The sequence below is a fragment of the Actinophytocola sp. genome, from assembly GCF_050699915.1.
In the GTDB taxonomy this organism is placed as follows: Bacteria; Actinomycetota; Actinomycetes; order Mycobacteriales; family Pseudonocardiaceae; genus Actinophytocola.
This window is the reverse complement of record NZ_JBOHGA010000060.1, coordinates 16,308-31,117: the sequence shown is the minus strand read 5'-3', so window position 1 is coordinate 31,117 and position 14,810 is coordinate 16,308. Positions and strand designations below refer to the sequence as shown.

The window sequence follows — 14,810 nt, the reverse complement described above, 5'->3', positions numbered from 1 at the left end:
GCCGAGGTCGACCAGCAGCTGGCCCGCCTCGAGGAGGAGCTCCACGCCCTACGCGCAGGACTCCGCACTTCGTAGTACGTACCAGGTAGACACGCCCCGCTGCAGCCGGCTCAACCGGCGCGCGGGGGCGTTCTGCTGCCCGGCACCCGGTGCCCTCACGGGGCTCCTAACCCGTACAAGATCTCCGGCGCTATGCCGTACCGGTCCCGGGTTTGATCTTGATCGGGGGTCATCCCCCACCCCTCTTGCCTCTCCCCCTTGGAGCTGTCCGTGTGGCCTGGGGTGCTCATCCGTTCGGACATCTTGTGTAGTTGGGCTTGACAGTGGCGCACCACGGGTGTTGACTGGGGCTACACAACACGACAGGGGCAAGGCACTCCGCTTCCCGAGCGAACGGGCACACGCACCACGCCACGCGCAGAGGAACGCCAGAGCACCAGGCCGAAGCCCTACCGCACACGCACAGAGCCCACACAGGAGAAACCACAGGGGCGCCATGACCCACCCGCACCACCGGGGGTGAGAGCGCAAGCCGGAACCGCGTACGGGGCACAGCAACAACCCACCCACCACACAGGAGGCGATGGCCATACCCACAACTGAATACGGAGCCGCGCTAGGTACGTCGATCGGGCACCAGGGACGCACCAGGTGCCCGTGTCGTGGTCCCTAGCAGAGGAGAGGCACATGAGGAACGTGTTCGCGCTGGCGGTGCTGGCGCTCACCCTCACGGCAGGCGCGCTGTTCGGGTACGCCGTAGGCCGCGTCACAGCACCCCCCGTGCAGGCGCCCGTACCGGCGTGTCCCACAGAGGATTCCTGCGACTACGTCAACCCGGACGGGGAACCCGGCACCGGGGATGAGCTGTGGACCCCCCGCCGTGCAGGCGGTGTCCGTGGCGCACACGTGGCGCCGGACGTACGTGGAGTGCGTCAAGCAGCGCAACCCCCGGCACCGGGCCGAGTGCGAACGGATGGCCCGCAGGGGTGACCTGGCCCGGGCGCCCCGGGATGAGGCGCTCGCCATGAGCGACGGACGCACCAAGTGGTGTGTCTGGCACCCCGAGGACGACCGGTACAAGTCCATCGCGTTCTGCCGGGACGGCACCCGGTACGCGAGCTAGCCGCTTCGGTCAGGCGCCCCAGACGGGGCGCCTGTGCCGTGGTCGCTAGACCAAACCCCCCAGAGGAGATCGAGATGAAAACGAACACGTACGACCCGGTGGAGGCGGAGCGGTACCACGCCGACCACGTCGCGACGCTGCTGGCGTGCGGGTACGCGGTCGAGTCGCGGAAGGTCGCCGACGACCTGTGGTTCCACGCGTCGGCAGACCGGGCGACCGAGGCGGTGGCCGCGCTCGGGCGGCCACACGTGATTCACGGCGGCCGGTGATCGGGATGCGTAACAACGAGTCCCGGTCCGTCAAGGCGGACGACGGGAAGCACATCGGGTGGATCGACTTCCGGGAGCACGCCGAAGGGTGGGCCGGGGAGCTGTACACCGCGACGTCGGTCCACCGGTCGGACCACCTGCAGGCCCACCGGTCGGAGCAGGAAGCGGAGAAATGGATCCGTGATCAACACGAGCTGCACCGGGCGGGGCTGCTCAAACGCAAGCGCTAGCCGCGTCGGTCGGGCACCGGGGATCCGGTGCCCTGGCCGTGGCCGCTAGACGGCAAACACCCCCCGAAAGGAACGATCATGAAGCGAGTACGGAACCGCGACGCCGGCAACCTGATCGGCGAGCGGGAAGAGTTCTACGGCAGCCACTTCTCCGGCACGATCGAGCGGGACGCCTGGGGTACCGGGATGCTCGAAGGGCCCGAGCTCACCGACTACCGGGACGCGTTCAAAGGCGGCCCGGTGTACGTGGTGCGGTCCTACGCCACACCGATCGCGTGGACCCCCGCCACCGGTCCCCTGTCCTGGACCGTGCCGACCACCACGTACAGCCCCACCACCACCCAGCACCAGCACACCGTCCGGTACGCGGTGCGCCGGGCCGCGGTCGCGGCCCGCGTCGCGGTCCTGGTGTGAACGAGCTAGCCGCTTCGGTCACGCCCGTCTCGTACGGGCGTCGGCCGTGGACAGCTAGACCGAGAGGAGGGAGGAAGTCATGATCAAAGCTATCGTGGTAGCGGTCGCGATCCTGGCAGCGTTCGCGCTAGGCATCGCGGTGCATGTACGCACCGGAGACGGACCGTACTGCCCGACAGAGGACAGTTGCCAGATCGACTACCGAGACGGGACCTGGACCGTGACAGAGGTAGTGCCGTGAGTAAGTACTGTGACGTTCAGAACAGCTACGGCTACACGTGTGGCAACCCTGCCGACTACTTTGTCCACTTCTTTTCGGATGGCGGCGGCGGGCGTCTGGCGTGCGGGAAGCATCTCGCCAAGGCTGTCGCTGTGGTGCTGTCCGCCGAGAATGTCCGCGGCTTAGTCGTGACGGTAGCGAAGCTAAGCGAGAAAGGGGTTACGCGGTGAGGTCAAAGAAGGCCTAGCGAGGAACGGTGGATAACCCCATCTGGGGGCGAGTCGACCGCTACCCGACCGGGGAGAGGCGACAGATCCTTAACGTGACCTTGGATCACGAGCCTGACCGATCGGTGGAGATCGAGGTTCCTCGGGAGGTTATGCAATTCATGGTTCGGGTGTTCCTTCGCGATTTCGGAATCTCGGCGGACTGACTAGCTTTGGTTGAGCGTGGTCACCCACGATCACGCCGACGACGCGAACGGCTTGGTGCGTGGCGTACGCGGTCGAGACAGAACGACGCACGGTTGAGGGCCACCGGGAGGAATCATGAGCAGCTTGCATCTCGACGCACGCGACGTGCCAAGGCTCTACCGGGTCAAGGTCACTGTAGCCGGCGACCCGTACGCAGAAACGACGACGATGCTGTACGAGCACGAAGTAGACGCGACGCGGGACCGCCTCTACTCAGCGGTCCGCGCGGCCGAGGGCACCCGCACGGTATCAGTAGACATCTATCCGACGTAAGGAGCGACCGGTGAGCGTGAAGGCAGGGTGTGTGTGTGGCACCCCGAGCAAGGCAGGGTGGTACGTGTTCGCTGTGATCGCGCAAGGCGACGTGACAACGTACGTCGACGGCTACTACTGCGGCGAGCACATGCCTACCGAAGAGACGGTGGCACCTGGTTTCGAGGTGCTGGAGTACAGCGAAACCGAACTCGAAAGGGACTAGGGGTGAGTGAGTGATGGCACGACAGTGCGTGGCGTGGGCGACGACGCGGGACAGCATGCCCGGTGCGGACCCTGGCGTGGCTGTGACCGACCGGGACGTGACCGATGGTTTTGTAACCGAGGGCGACACCGTGCAGTACACCGTCGAGTCGAACGGTTGGGGCCGGACGCCAGGCGGTGGCCTCGACCAGGAAGCCGCAGATGAGGTGCTTGCGCGTCTCGGGTACACCAGGGCCGAACCTTGGGGCACGGTGCCGGGCGGGTGGGCGGCGACCGTCGAAAACGTGGACTGACTAGCTTTGGTGGAGCATGGTGGTCACCCATGCTCCCGCCAAGGAGACCTACACCGCCACGGTCAAGAAATTGGGAGCGGCGTACGCCGCGCTCCGAGTCGCGTGTGCCACCGCCGAATATTTCGAAGGGCTGCGGATAGCTCGTGGGCTAGAGGGTTTGCAAGCCGCTGCTGACGCCTGATTCATTGCACTTACCATCCCTCCTCTCGAATTGACCTTCCATCGACCGGGCGCGCATCTCCCGAGAGGTGACCGCATGACACCGATCGAGCGGGCCGCGCTGGAGTACGGCGACGGCCAGTACGCCGACTGCACGATCTGCCGAAAGGCGATCTACCACGACACCACGGGCTGGCGGAGCGTGCTCGGCAACAAGGCGTCCGACCACGACCACCAGCCCGGCGTGATCTACCGCGCCGTCGCCGAGAAACCCGAGCGCTAGCCGCTTCGGGTGGCCGCCCGCACCACGCGGGCGGTTGCCGTGGCCGCTAGGCCAGTGAGACACCCGACGGGCCGGGACGCACAAAGCAGAGGCCCCCGACCCGTCGGGCCCCCAATCAACCCACGCCGCGCCGGTGCCAGCCGGACGCGGTGATCTGCGCTGAAAGGAACTACAGATCATGTCACGAGAAACGATCCAGTGGCTCAACACGAACACCCTCGTTGGCTTCACCGACAAGCGGGGACGTGCCTGGCACTACCGGGCGTCCGACCAGGGGGACGAACCGAACCACTACCCGGGCGCCGTCCCGGTCGAAGCCGTGCACCGGCGGTTGTTCGGGTGGCAGGCCGTGGGATGCCCCCTGTACGTGGAGCTGCCCGACCTGGGCGGGATGCCGCAGGTCCCCGACCGTAAGGCGATCGTGCGGGACGACACGGGGCACGTGCTGGGGATCTTCAGCGGCGGGTACGAGCCGCACCAGTACGGGGAGTGGCTGGTGGAGAGGGTGTCCGCCATCCTTGACGACGGGCTCGCGATCGGTTCTGCCGGGTTGCTCCGCAACGGTGCGCAGGCTTGGGTGTCTGTGGAGGTCCCGGAGAACATCACCACGCCGGAGGGTGTGGAGTTCCGGCCCAACCTGTTGGCGTGCACCAGCTTCGACGGGTCGCTGGCGACCACGTACAAGCGGGTCGTGACCAACGTCGTGTGTGACAACACGATGGCCGCTGGTCTGGGCGAGCAGGGACAACAGCTCAAGATCAAGCACAGCAAGTACTCGAAGCTGCGGATCGCGGAAGCACGCGACGCGTTGGCGATCGTCCACACGATCTCCGACGACTTCGCGGCGGAGGTCAAAGCGCTGTGCGAGACGAAGGTGACCGACGGCTGAGGCGCCGGTGATGAGCCGGCGGCGCAACCGCCGGGCTGGCCCCCCTCCCACACACCGGGGGGAGGTGACTCCCCGATGATCACTCTGTTGATCGTTCTGCTGGCAACCCGGCGCGACGCGCGCCGGCGTGGAAAGAGATGACCACCGACCCGAAACCGCCCCGCCAGCCGTGAGGCCAGCGGGGCGGTTTCGTGCGCGTACCAGTTAGAACGGCCAGGTGGCGTTGCGGCCAGCCTCGATCAGCGGAACCATCCGAAACGCCGCGTCCGTGAGCCCACCGAAGGTGTGCCGGTTCCCCGCCCCGGACGGTGCCGCGCCATGCCGGTACCCGCCGAAGTTCCACATGTACAGCGGCACCTTGCCGGGGATCAGATCATCAACCTTCGTCTCCGGCATCCCGCCGTACCCGTAGCCGTTGGACGGCAGCCACCCCGGGCGGGTCTGCTCATCGGTGACGACAATGACCCGGTCGTGCCCGTCGAAGTGCCGCTTCACCGCAGACGGGATGTCGGTCCCGTCCACCCGCCGGAACCGCTCCACCACCTTCAACACCGACTCGCCGCGCTGGTACCGCACCGGGGCGTTGTCGATGCCGAACTCGACCAGGTCCGCGTGCTCGGCGCGCAACGCGACCGCCGCACCGAACACAGCCGCCGCGTCCGCCCACGGCATATCGGACCGCTCGCTGAACTTCTGCATCCACATGGACGGGGACCGGTCCACCAGCACCAGCGACCGACCCGGCAGCGCCGGCACGTTCGCCAGGGAATGGCTGAGCGCCTGCTCCAGCGGGTACGACCACCGCAGCGACGGGGCCGCCCGGTACGTCGACAGGAACCGGAACGGGAACTGCCGCGACTTCGCGACCTGCTCCGGGTCCCGAAGCTTCGCCGCGACCGTGTCGGCGACCTCGTCGGAGACGCTGGCCTGGTCGAAGTTGCGGAGGTTCCGCAGCAACGCCATGTACCCCATCGACGGGATCACGGCCTCCCACAGCTTCCGCTTGTCCAGCTTCGACCCGGCGAGGGACAGCACGTCCTCCCACGTCATGCCCGCCTCGCGGAGCCGGTCCGGGGCCAGGAGCACCGTCGGGTCACCGGCCGCGAACGCGCGCAGCGCACGGTTCGCGCCGATCATGTCCAGCGCCGGGGGCACCTCACCGTCACGGCCGTGCCGCCGGTCGAGGGCGTGCGCGAACAGGTCACCCTGCCACGCCTTGCCGTCCGCCGGGGTCGGGTGGACCAGGTCGATGACGTCGCCGAACCGGAACCCCTTCGAGTCGGTGTCGTACTTCAGCACGGCCCGCTCGTTGTAGAGCCGCCGCACCGCGTCCGCGACACCGCGCTTCACCGGCTTCGGGATCGCCCGCCCGTACGTACCGGTCCAGTACGCGAGGAACTCGCCCGGCTCGTCGGCGCGCGCCAACGCGGCGTCCACGATCTCCCGGTTCCCGCCGGACAGGCCAGCCTCGAGCCGGCCCCGCACGGCCTCCGCCGCAGCGACCACCGACGCGGACCGCATGTTGGCGTCGTTGCGGAGCCACCGCACGAACCGGGTCAGCCACCCGATGTCCGCCTGGGCGACGTCCCGTACCAGGGCCGCGTACCGGTCGTCGCGCTGCTTCGCCCGCTCGTAGAACGTGTCCGCACCGACCATGTTGGACACGGCCAGCAGGAACAGCTCCGACTTGGTGTCCCGCGCGTACCCGGCGCCACCTTCGAAGGTCCGTGCGGACGGGGTGGGCTCCGACGCGACCGGGGACGACACGGCCGGGCGGGTAGCGGACCGGTTGAACTTGGACATGGAAAGGGCTCCTTCCCTCGCACCGGGAGGAGCCCGCGTTCAGAAGTGGAGCGCCCGAGATCAAAACGGCTGGGGTGACATAGTGCTCTGCCGTTGAGCTACGGCGCCGAACCGCCGACAGGAGTCGAACCTGCAACCACTCTCTTACAAGGAGAAGTAACCCCGACCTGCGCACCGGGCGCTTCACTCTGAAGTTGTGTCCCCCCGAGATCAAAGCGCCTGCGGTTGTTTCTCAGCCAAAGTGAAGTAACCGCCGACATCGCACCGGGAGGTGCGCACAGAACGCTACCCAAGTGAAGGGCTTGATCGCCAACCTGAAACGCAAAAAAGTCCCCGGGCATCCAGAAAATCTGGACGCCCGGGGTCTCGGGGGAGAAGGGAGCAGAAGCTACTGGCCGCCGCCGCGCCTGATTTCGTCCTCGATCGCCTTGGTCGACGGCTTGAAGCCCGCCGGGGCGGACACCTCCAGCCTGCCCACCACCACGCCGCCGACCCCGGAGACCATGCTCGGGGAGCCCTTCGGCCCCACCGGCAGCGACACCAGCGACGTGAGCACGGACAGCACCGCGCCGCCGGCGGCGACGCCGGCCGCGGTGGTCGGGTCGACGGTGAGGATGTTGAACACGCCGTCGCTGGCCCACAGCAGCAGCAGTACCTGCGCGGCGGTCTTCACGGCCCGTTCAGCGGTCTGCTTCCAAAATCGGGCGGTCCACACGATTGATCAACTCCTTGTTTTGTCGGTGCCCCGTGGTTGTCTATGGGGATGGGCCGTAAGCGGGTGGGTTGCGACTGCGGCGCGAAGTGGTGGCTGGCCCGATCCCACGAGCCGTGCCCGGGGTGCGGTACGCCCACCACGTGGACGATGGAGATCCCGCCGAGTCATTGCGGTGAGCTGATGGGCCCGAGGTGGTCGACGTGGGACAGGGGCCGGTACTGGGTTTGCGACGTGTGCGGTGCCGAGGTTGACGACGGGCTCGGCGCCGGCCTGCCGCACTGGCTCGCGGGACTAGCCCAGGGTCAGCATGCGAGGCAGCAGCGCCAGCGCGGTGGTCAACGCAGCCAGGCCCCAACCCAGCCCCCAGTCGTGGCCGAGGCCCTTCGCGACGAAACAGAACACCGAGGCGAGGATCAGGATGAAGATCAACGGGGCCATGTCAGTCGCCTCCCACAATCGGCGGTGGTGTCGGGGACGGTGACGAGTTGGGGCGGGAACGCAGCCGGCACGGTCCGTCCACCCTCGTCTCGGTAGTAGCGCCATCGGGTTCCCGCCACGTCAGCCGCCAGTACGAGTCGTCGCCGTCACCGATACAGTCCTGACCGATCAGCGACCGACCCGGCAACCCATCCGTACCGTCTTCGCCATCGGCACCGTCACGGCCGCAGAACGGGCCCGCGTTGAACGTCTGCCCGTTGGACAGCGTCACGGTGATCATGCAGCCGTCGGAGATGACACCGGTGATCGAGACACCCGGGGGGCCTGTCGGGCCCGGTGGCCCGGAGGGGCCGGGGCTGCCGTCGTCCCCGCAGAACGGACCGACGCGCTTCGCGGTGTCGTCGGTGTACGTCAACCGGACGTAGCAGCCTTCGGTGGTCGTGTCCGCGATGCCGAGCCCTGGCTCACCCTCAGCCGCGGGCGGCTGCACCTCGCACCGCCGGCCCATGCGTTCGATCTGGTCACACAGCTGCTCCGCAGTCTGTACCGCTTCCTGCTTCGCCTCTTCCTCGGCGGCGCGTTCCCACTCCAGGTGAGCGAGCGCCCACCCGCCAGCGCCGGCGAGCAGCACGGCCAGCAGTCCGACCACCCAGACCCGGCGATTGCCGATCCGGTCGAGACGCTTCGTGTCCATGTGCGCCATCTACTGTCCCCCCGCCAGTCGGGCGACTTCGGCCCTGAGCTCAGCGATCTGCCGGTCCTGTTTCTCCACCTGCACGCGGAGTTCCTTGAGCTGCCGGTTCGTGTCAGCTAACGCGTCCTCTGCCTTACGACGACGCTCCATTTGCTCGTCCAGGCGGTTCTGCGTAACGTCATGCGCCGCTTCGACGCGGCGGATCTCCGCCCGGTACTCCCGCCGATCGGTGCGGTTCGCTACGAACAGGTAGCCGATCAGCACCACGAACCCGCCGAAGACACCCATGCCTGGAAGTAGCGATTCCAGTCCGTTCACCGCTGCTCCCCCGACTCACCCCCGTGCGGATGGTTCAACCTCCCCAGCCCTGGCGCGGGCTATGCCTGCAGGGCCCGGGAGTACGCCAGCAGCCGCGCGTGCTCGGCGTCGTCGGTGGTCGTGAGCACCTCGACCTGCGCCTTGTAGTAGTCGTATTCGCGCTTGCCGACGTGGCGTACCAGGCCGGAACCCCAGACCGCGAACACCTCGTCCTTGGTCGAGTGACGGATCATGAACTCGGGCATGATGGCCCCCTCCTGTGAAGTGACGGTGACGGTCGCCAGCGCAGCGAGCGGGAAGCGCCGCGCCGCCGGCGGTGGCGGTGATGGTGCGAAGAAGCGCCGGAACAGCGCGACCTTGTCGCGGTCCCGGGAGTCCCGGAAGTAGCTGATGTGCGTATGTTTCAGGTGCGAGTCGTCGCCGCTCGAGCGGACCCCGAGCCGGTCCCAGCGGCGGACGACCCGGCCGTCCGGGGTGTAGATGATCTCCCGGATGTCGCGGGTGTCCGGGGCGCCGGCGCGGCACTGCTCGACCAGCCAGAGGGACAGGCTCCGCAAGGTGACGCGGCGGCCGTTCACCGTGCGGTCGAACAGCCCGATATCGAGCGCGGACGCGGCGTTGGACAGCCCGGACCGGTCACGGGGCGACTCGATGACGGAGTAGTCCTTGGCGGTGTTGATCGCGTCCCGACCTCGGTGGTAACCGTGGCCGTAACCGTCTGAGGTGATGCCGAGAGCGATGTTGTTCAGCCCGGTCAGCGGCTTGAGGTACTCGCGCGCTTCCAGGAGTTTCGCGGGTGCGTACGTCACTACCCCTCCAGATTTGTCGCGGTCCTATCCGAAAGGTCCGTTTCGGGACTTCCGTCCTAGGTGCACGCAGCTGGTGCGTGTCACCATTCGAAATTGCGGGCGTTGTCGCCTGCCCGATGTAAAGGAAATGGATTAGAAATGGCCGGATCCCGTACCTCGCAGCGCATTCGCGCGACTCTCCGATGGGGCGTCGGCACGCTCCTCGTGGGGCTTGTCGCCGCGCTGACCCTCGCCGGTAGCACCGGCGCCCAGGTGCGGCCCGAGCCGGCCGCCACGTTCCAAGCCGTCGACCACCGCGACCCCGACCCCGTCACCGCACCAGACACCGTCGGGGAAGGCCGCTACGCGATCTGGGTTGGGCGGCAGTGGTGCGCGACCTACAACCTGACCGGAACACCCACGTGGTACTGCGTGGTGCCGTTGAAGGTGACCAACGTCAGCGGCCAGGCCGCCACGTTCTACGGCAGCCGCCAACGTGGCCTGGTCGGCGGGAGTTGGGTGTCGCCGGACTCGTCCGCTACGTACGCGGCGAACACGGGCGCCGGCGTGGCGTGGCTCGAGCCGATCCGGCCCGGCGGGCACCTGCTGTGCACGTTGGTGTTCCGCGCCCAGGTGGCGCAGGTGCGCCTGAAGGACTCCTGGTTGAGCGGCGGGGTGACCGTGCCGGTCAAAACGCCGAGACGGTGACCACACGTTCGAAGAAGTCACAGTTCTCGCCGGCGGTCGAGCTCGCGTACTTCGCGGTGACGCTGTAGGTGCCGGGGCTCAGCCCGGTGACGAGGAACTGTCGGCCGACACCGAACTGGCCGGCGCTTTCGATCAGCGACGCCTCCACCGACCGGTTCACAGACGGAGACAGGGACGTCGGGCCGGACACCTGGAACGACATCAACCCGCCGACGACCACGCCGGCGGAGAATGTCCCGAAGAACATCCGGGTACCGAGCTCCACCACCATCTTGCCGGTCGAGCCGACTTCTATCCCGGACACGGTTGGGCCGACCGTCGTCAGGTCCCCGAACGACGTTGATGTGCGGCCCTCACGGGCGGCGATCTGGACGGTGGACTGGCGGAACGCCAGCGCCGCCATCTCCACCAGGCCACCAACGACCGGGTCGATCGCGGCCAGCCCGTACTGGCCGTTGGACAGCAACCCGAGTTGCAGCACGGTCGCGCCGGATGAGTCGGTGACGATCAGCGAGTCTTTCGTGATGGTGATGTTGCCGACCTTCACGGTGCCGCCGGGGTCGACTGTGAGGGACCCACCGGAGTGCAGGCGCACCCCGCCAGCTCCGATGGAGGCGTTCTCGAGTCGTCGGGAGGCGGCCATCTCACGGAATGCGCGCTCCAGCTCCTGCAGGCGACGCATCACGTCGCCCGGGTGGTGGGCCGCGTCTCCGATTACTCCCATCCCCGACCCCCCTACTCCGTGTTGAGGTCTGCCGGGTTGAGCAGGAGCGGCCGGGCGGCGCCGGTGGCGACGTCGAGTTCCCAGCCGATGACGCGGCCGGTGCCGGTGACGCCGGCGGGGTGGCGGTGGCCGCGCAGCACCCATTCGACGTCGTCGCCGAGCCGCCAGTCCACGTTCAGCCGGGGCGTGACGTCCCAGCGGGCCTCGATCTGCCACGTGCGGGCGCCGAGCCGGCGCCGGCCCAGCTCCGCGAGGGCGTGCTCGTCGAGGGTTTCCTTCTTGATGATCGAGGAGGACGGGGAGAACCTGTGCTCCCAGCGGGGGAACTGCGGCTGGATGTCCACAGCCGGGTCGGACTGGGGCCGGTCCTCACCTTCACCGGACGACGTTGCGATGACGTGGTTCGCGCCCCGGCCCTCGGAGTAGTCCTCCTCGTAGGTGTAGCGGGATTCGTCTCGGGCAGTCGACTGGAACTTCGCGGTGCTGACGGTGCCGATGCGTTTCCGTACCCGGCCCAGCTTCACCACGGAGGTCTTGGCCGTTGTCGCCCAGTCCAGGTCGATCGTCCACTCCGGACCGTCGATGACGCCCATCAGCTCCCGGAGCCGCTGGTAGACCGTCGCGTCGTCCTTGGCGAAATAGTGCCGGTCGCGTTTCTTCCCCGTGGCGGGGGCGTCGATGGTGATGCCGATGCCCTCCACGTTGGCGTCGGCGAGCAGCCCGGCGGCGATGACCGAGGCCTCGTCTTGCTGCGTCCACGAGTGGTCGCCGACGAACCTGCGGGCGAGGTACCCCTCGAGGGACACGCAGCCGAGCTCAAGCGTCGCGTCGGTGCCGCCCTTGCGTACGAGGACGATGCCACCCCACGTGGGGATGCCGTTAACTTCCGCGACGAGCAGGGAGCGGCCAGGTTCGGTCACGGAGAACACCTTGTCGCCGACCGTGCCCGGGCCACTGCGGGGAATCGGCAGCCGCAGACCCGACGACGTGTAGCTGCCCAGGACGCGGGACACGGTGCCGGTCAGGTCGGGGAGCTCCACCACCACGGCGCCGGTGATCAGGTCGCAGCCGAACCACCTCACTGAGGTTTCCACGACCGGGATGCCCACCGGCGGCGGGATCGTCGAGGGTGGTGCGGCGGTGTCGGCCCACTCGAACGGCAACGCCGCGGTGCCGGCGAGGATCGAGTCGAGCTGGTTCACGTCGACCGTGAGGATCCCGCCGGGCTGTTGGGTCCAGTCCTGGTCGTCGTACTCGGGGATCGCCGGGTCCGGGGTGCGGCAAGGGGTGAGCAGGATGTGCAGCTCTCCGCGGTCCCGTACGGCCCTGGTGTCGTAGCTGGGTTCCCACGCGTAGGTTTCGAGGTCTGCGATCGACGCGTCGAGCCGGCTGGTGTTCGGGGTGACCTCGCGGATCCGTACGGTGCCGCGAAGCCCGTCGCGGTTCATCCGGTACAAGACAAACGTACGGCCTGCCGACGTGCAGAAGATGACCGGGCGAGCCACCTCAGCGTTGACGACGCTCACGTCGAGCGGCATCTTGTACGTCCACGACATGAGCCGCTCGTTCACCCAGGCCGCGCCGTCCCAGTAGGAGTACAGGATCCGGGAGGCGGAGCCGTCGGTCGTCCAGATGTGCGTGGCGATGTGCGGTACGCCGCTGGTGTCGACGTCGATGCCGCAGGTGTTGAGCAGGCCGGACCCGGTGGCGGCGGTGTCGAGCACCTTCGGTGCGGTGGTGTGGGTGATCGGGAGGGTCAGTGCGGCGCCGGCCTGCGACTGCCACGACACCCCACCGTCGAGGGACCGGATGTGGCACAGGTCGTTGTTGGTGTTGCCGTTGCCTGAGCCGCGCCAGACGATCGCCATGTGGATCGAGTCGTCGGTGCCGACCGCGATCCGGTGAAGGTACGGGTTCTCCGATGAGGACTTGCCGTCTGTGATCTTGACGGCGGAGTCCCAGGCGCCCGAGCCGGGGTTCCACTTCTGCAGGTAGTTGTCGCCGTTCCCGCTGGTGCCCTCGCGGTACGAGATGTGGAGCTGTCCGCCGGCGAGCCTGATGAACTGCGGGTACGTCAGGGAGGTGAACGACCCGCCGGGCTTGTTCGTCGACGTCCAGCTGGTGATGTCGTGCGGGTTGACCGACCTCACGTACCTCATGGGGTTGGTGTGCATGTTCGCCGCGACGTGGAGCTTGCCGTCGGTGTCGACCGCGACGTTGATCGTGTTATGCCCGTCCAGCGCGACCGGGCTGACCAGTGGGTTCCCGGACACGGCTGCCAGGTCGAACGTGACCCAGTCCCCACCCGGGTAGGTGCGCTGCCCGATGATGGGGTGCCGGGCGTTGTTCCACCACACGGCGTACTGCACGGTCCCGGTGGGGCTGTTGACGGTGAGGACGTTGTCCTGCGAGAAGGGGACCCCGTTGTAGCCCCACGTGTTGTCGAGTTTGCCGGGCAGCAGGTCCAGCTCGACGGCGGCCACCTACACCACCCGGAAGACCGACACGTGAGTCAAATCGGCGTTCACATTCAATGCGCCGCCGCTGTTCTGGCGGACCCACACGCGGATGGTGTCGCCGGCGACGCAGTTGAACCCGCCGCAGGCGTTCAGCCCGATGGTGAGGGTGTTCGCGATTGCCGTCGACTGGTACGCGAACGCGGTTCCGTTGTGGACCAGGAGCAGCCGGCGGTACCCATTGGTGTTGCCGGCGAACTCGCACGCCGCCACGACGACGTAGAAGCCGCCTGTCTGGACAGTGATCGTGTCGGACGGCACGCTGATCATGCCGTCGTTGTCGAACGACTCGGAGTTCCACGTGATCGGCTCGTTGACGTCGTTCGGGATCGACTGCGTCGTGGACCTGCGCGCCTTCACCGTCGCACGGTTGACGACCAGGTCGCTGTACCTGTCCGGATTCCCGATCGTCTGCCAGCTGGCCCCGTTGTACCGCTCGAGGTCGTTGTTGTCGGCCCGGTCCACGTATAGGCCCTCGTACAGGCCCACGGTGGGCCGCTCGGTCGAGTTCAGGATCGGCAGGACGCCACCGACCGCGACCGTGCGGTGCGGGTTGTACGTCAACACCGGGTTGCCGGTGGTCGCTGGTACGTCGATCCCGCACAGACGCAGCCCACCGGGCGGGACCGCCGGTTCGTTGCCGCTGCCGGCGACCCCCGCGACGTACTCGACGACGGCCTCGCGGCGACTGGACGCCGCCTCGTCGTCGTCGTAGATCCGGGCGACCAGGATGTCCTTACGGGACTGCGCCTCGTTCGCGTTGACTGTCCCGGAGGCCGCCGGCATCCCCACCGCGTAAGGGGCGGAAGTCGCGGTCCACTGCGGGTCGATCCACAGTGGCGTCGCCAGCGTCGACCAGCCGAAGCCGGAGAGGGAGACGCAGTTTGATCCGCCGGGCCGGATCCCGGAACGGGTGCCGTACCGGTTGACGCCGGGCATCATGAACGTCGACAGGCCCCGCCGCAGTTCCAGGGCGTCGTACGCCGGGACCGCCCGGTACACGGTCGCGCCGCCGTCGGTGGCGAAGTCGAGCTTCGGACCACCGATCGACGGCGCGATCCCGAACGTGTTGACGGTCGAGTCCCGCACGAAGTAGACGACGCCGGTACGCAGGACGGTCGCGGCGCCGCCGGTGATCGCATCGACCATCACCGCGTCGCCGTTGATGAAGCCGTGCGCGGTCAGCGTCGCCAGGTCGGTGGCGGCGGAGATCGTCGCTGTGCCGGTGGCGGTCTGGGCCTTGCCGACATTCATGAACAGGGCGTCGGGCACTGGG

At 67.8% G+C, this 14,810-nt stretch carries 19 protein-coding genes; 10 read left to right on the top strand and 9 right to left on the bottom strand.

From position 1 onward, the window contains the following. Nucleotides 1-859 precede the first annotated feature (859 nt). The 9 genes from ACRDSK_RS13745 to ACRDSK_RS13705 all read left to right on the top strand — a co-directional run bounded on the left by ACRDSK_RS13745 (nucleotide 860) and on the right by ACRDSK_RS13705 (nucleotide 4,830). Nucleotides 860-1,123 carry a hypothetical protein gene (locus tag ACRDSK_RS13745; RefSeq protein ID WP_431440993.1) on the top strand — a complete coding sequence of 88 codons (264 nt, stop codon included), beginning with the start codon at nucleotides 860-862 and terminating at the stop codon, nucleotides 1,121-1,123. Between the two features lie 74 nt (nucleotides 1,124-1,197). Next, the gene (locus ACRDSK_RS13740; protein WP_431440991.1) at nucleotides 1,198-1,392 is read left to right on the top strand and encodes a hypothetical protein; all 195 of its coding nucleotides are present in this window, start codon (nucleotides 1,198-1,200) and stop codon (nucleotides 1,390-1,392) included. A gap of 5 nt (nucleotides 1,393-1,397) precedes the next feature. Then, nucleotides 1,398-1,622, top strand: a complete 225-nt coding sequence (locus ACRDSK_RS13735) for a hypothetical protein (RefSeq protein ID WP_431440990.1) — start codon at nucleotides 1,398-1,400, stop codon at nucleotides 1,620-1,622. 78 nt (nucleotides 1,623-1,700) lie between these two features. Then, nucleotides 1,701-2,036 carry a hypothetical protein gene (locus tag ACRDSK_RS13730; protein WP_431440988.1) on the top strand — a complete coding sequence of 112 codons (336 nt, stop codon included), beginning with the start codon at nucleotides 1,701-1,703 and terminating at the stop codon, nucleotides 2,034-2,036. Between the two features lie 768 nt (nucleotides 2,037-2,804). Beyond that, a complete protein-coding gene (locus ACRDSK_RS13725) occupies nucleotides 2,805-3,002 on the top strand; it encodes a hypothetical protein (RefSeq protein WP_431440987.1) in 198 nt (65 codons plus the stop codon). A gap of 10 nt (nucleotides 3,003-3,012) precedes the next feature. Beyond that, nucleotides 3,013-3,207 carry a hypothetical protein gene (locus ACRDSK_RS13720; RefSeq protein ID WP_431440985.1) on the top strand — a complete coding sequence of 65 codons (195 nt, stop codon included), beginning with the start codon at nucleotides 3,013-3,015 and terminating at the stop codon, nucleotides 3,205-3,207. A gap of 76 nt (nucleotides 3,208-3,283) precedes the next feature. Next, entirely contained in the window at nucleotides 3,284-3,499 is a 216-nt protein-coding gene (locus ACRDSK_RS13715) for a hypothetical protein (protein ID WP_431440983.1), read from the top strand. Between the two features lie 256 nt (nucleotides 3,500-3,755). Further along, the gene (locus tag ACRDSK_RS13710; RefSeq protein ID WP_431440982.1) at nucleotides 3,756-3,941 is read left to right on the top strand and encodes a hypothetical protein; all 186 of its coding nucleotides are present in this window, start codon (nucleotides 3,756-3,758) and stop codon (nucleotides 3,939-3,941) included. A gap of 178 nt (nucleotides 3,942-4,119) precedes the next feature. Further along, a complete protein-coding gene (locus tag ACRDSK_RS13705) occupies nucleotides 4,120-4,830 on the top strand; it encodes a DUF932 domain-containing protein (RefSeq protein ID WP_431440980.1) in 711 nt (236 codons plus the stop codon). Between the two features lie 204 nt (nucleotides 4,831-5,034). On the opposite strand, the gene ACRDSK_RS13700 is transcribed toward ACRDSK_RS13705, so the two are convergent. The 6 genes from ACRDSK_RS13700 to ACRDSK_RS13675 form a co-directional block, all read right to left on the bottom strand. After that, nucleotides 5,035-6,633, bottom strand: coding sequence for a TROVE domain-containing protein (locus tag ACRDSK_RS13700; RefSeq protein WP_431440979.1), 1,599 nt, complete (start codon nucleotides 6,631-6,633; stop codon nucleotides 5,035-5,037). Nucleotides 6,634-7,021: 388 nt separating this feature from the next. Next, nucleotides 7,022-7,348, bottom strand: a complete 327-nt coding sequence (locus ACRDSK_RS13695) for a holin (protein WP_431440977.1) — start codon at nucleotides 7,346-7,348, stop codon at nucleotides 7,022-7,024. A gap of 291 nt (nucleotides 7,349-7,639) precedes the next feature. Beyond that, a complete protein-coding gene (locus ACRDSK_RS13690) occupies nucleotides 7,640-7,786 on the bottom strand; it encodes a hypothetical protein (protein WP_431440975.1) in 147 nt (48 codons plus the stop codon). A gap of 1 nt (nucleotide 7,787) precedes the next feature. Then, the gene (locus ACRDSK_RS13685) at nucleotides 7,788-8,480 is read right to left on the bottom strand and encodes a hypothetical protein (protein ID WP_431440973.1); all 693 of its coding nucleotides are present in this window, start codon (nucleotides 8,478-8,480) and stop codon (nucleotides 7,788-7,790) included. 9 nt (nucleotides 8,481-8,489) lie between these two features. Then, a complete protein-coding gene (locus ACRDSK_RS13680) occupies nucleotides 8,490-8,798 on the bottom strand; it encodes a hypothetical protein (protein WP_431440971.1) in 309 nt (102 codons plus the stop codon). 59 nt (nucleotides 8,799-8,857) lie between these two features. Then, nucleotides 8,858-9,607, bottom strand: coding sequence for a hypothetical protein (locus ACRDSK_RS13675; protein WP_431440969.1), 750 nt, complete (start codon nucleotides 9,605-9,607; stop codon nucleotides 8,858-8,860). Between the two features lie 138 nt (nucleotides 9,608-9,745). On the opposite strand from ACRDSK_RS13675, the gene ACRDSK_RS13670 reads away from it, so the two are divergent. Continuing rightward, nucleotides 9,746-10,294 carry a hypothetical protein gene (locus ACRDSK_RS13670; protein WP_431440967.1) on the top strand — a complete coding sequence of 183 codons (549 nt, stop codon included), beginning with the start codon at nucleotides 9,746-9,748 and terminating at the stop codon, nucleotides 10,292-10,294. Here the strand turns inward: ACRDSK_RS13670 and ACRDSK_RS13665 are convergent. Genes ACRDSK_RS13665 through ACRDSK_RS13655 form a run of 3 tightly spaced genes read right to left on the bottom strand, consistent with a single transcriptional unit; the run spans nucleotide 10,275 to nucleotide 14,806 of the window. Further along, complete coding sequence (locus tag ACRDSK_RS13665; RefSeq protein ID WP_431440966.1) at nucleotides 10,275-11,018, bottom strand: hypothetical protein; 744 nt, start codon at nucleotides 11,016-11,018, stop codon at nucleotides 10,275-10,277. The two genes, ACRDSK_RS13670 and ACRDSK_RS13665, sit on opposite strands and share 20 nt — an antisense overlap. A gap of 11 nt (nucleotides 11,019-11,029) precedes the next feature. Then, entirely contained in the window at nucleotides 11,030-13,501 is a 2,472-nt protein-coding gene (locus ACRDSK_RS13660; protein ID WP_431440964.1) for a BNR repeat-containing protein, read from the bottom strand. Beyond that, complete coding sequence (locus ACRDSK_RS13655) at nucleotides 13,502-14,806, bottom strand: hypothetical protein (RefSeq protein WP_431440962.1); 1,305 nt, start codon at nucleotides 14,804-14,806, stop codon at nucleotides 13,502-13,504. It abuts the gene before it with no gap. Nucleotides 14,807-14,810: the final 4 nt, after the last annotated feature.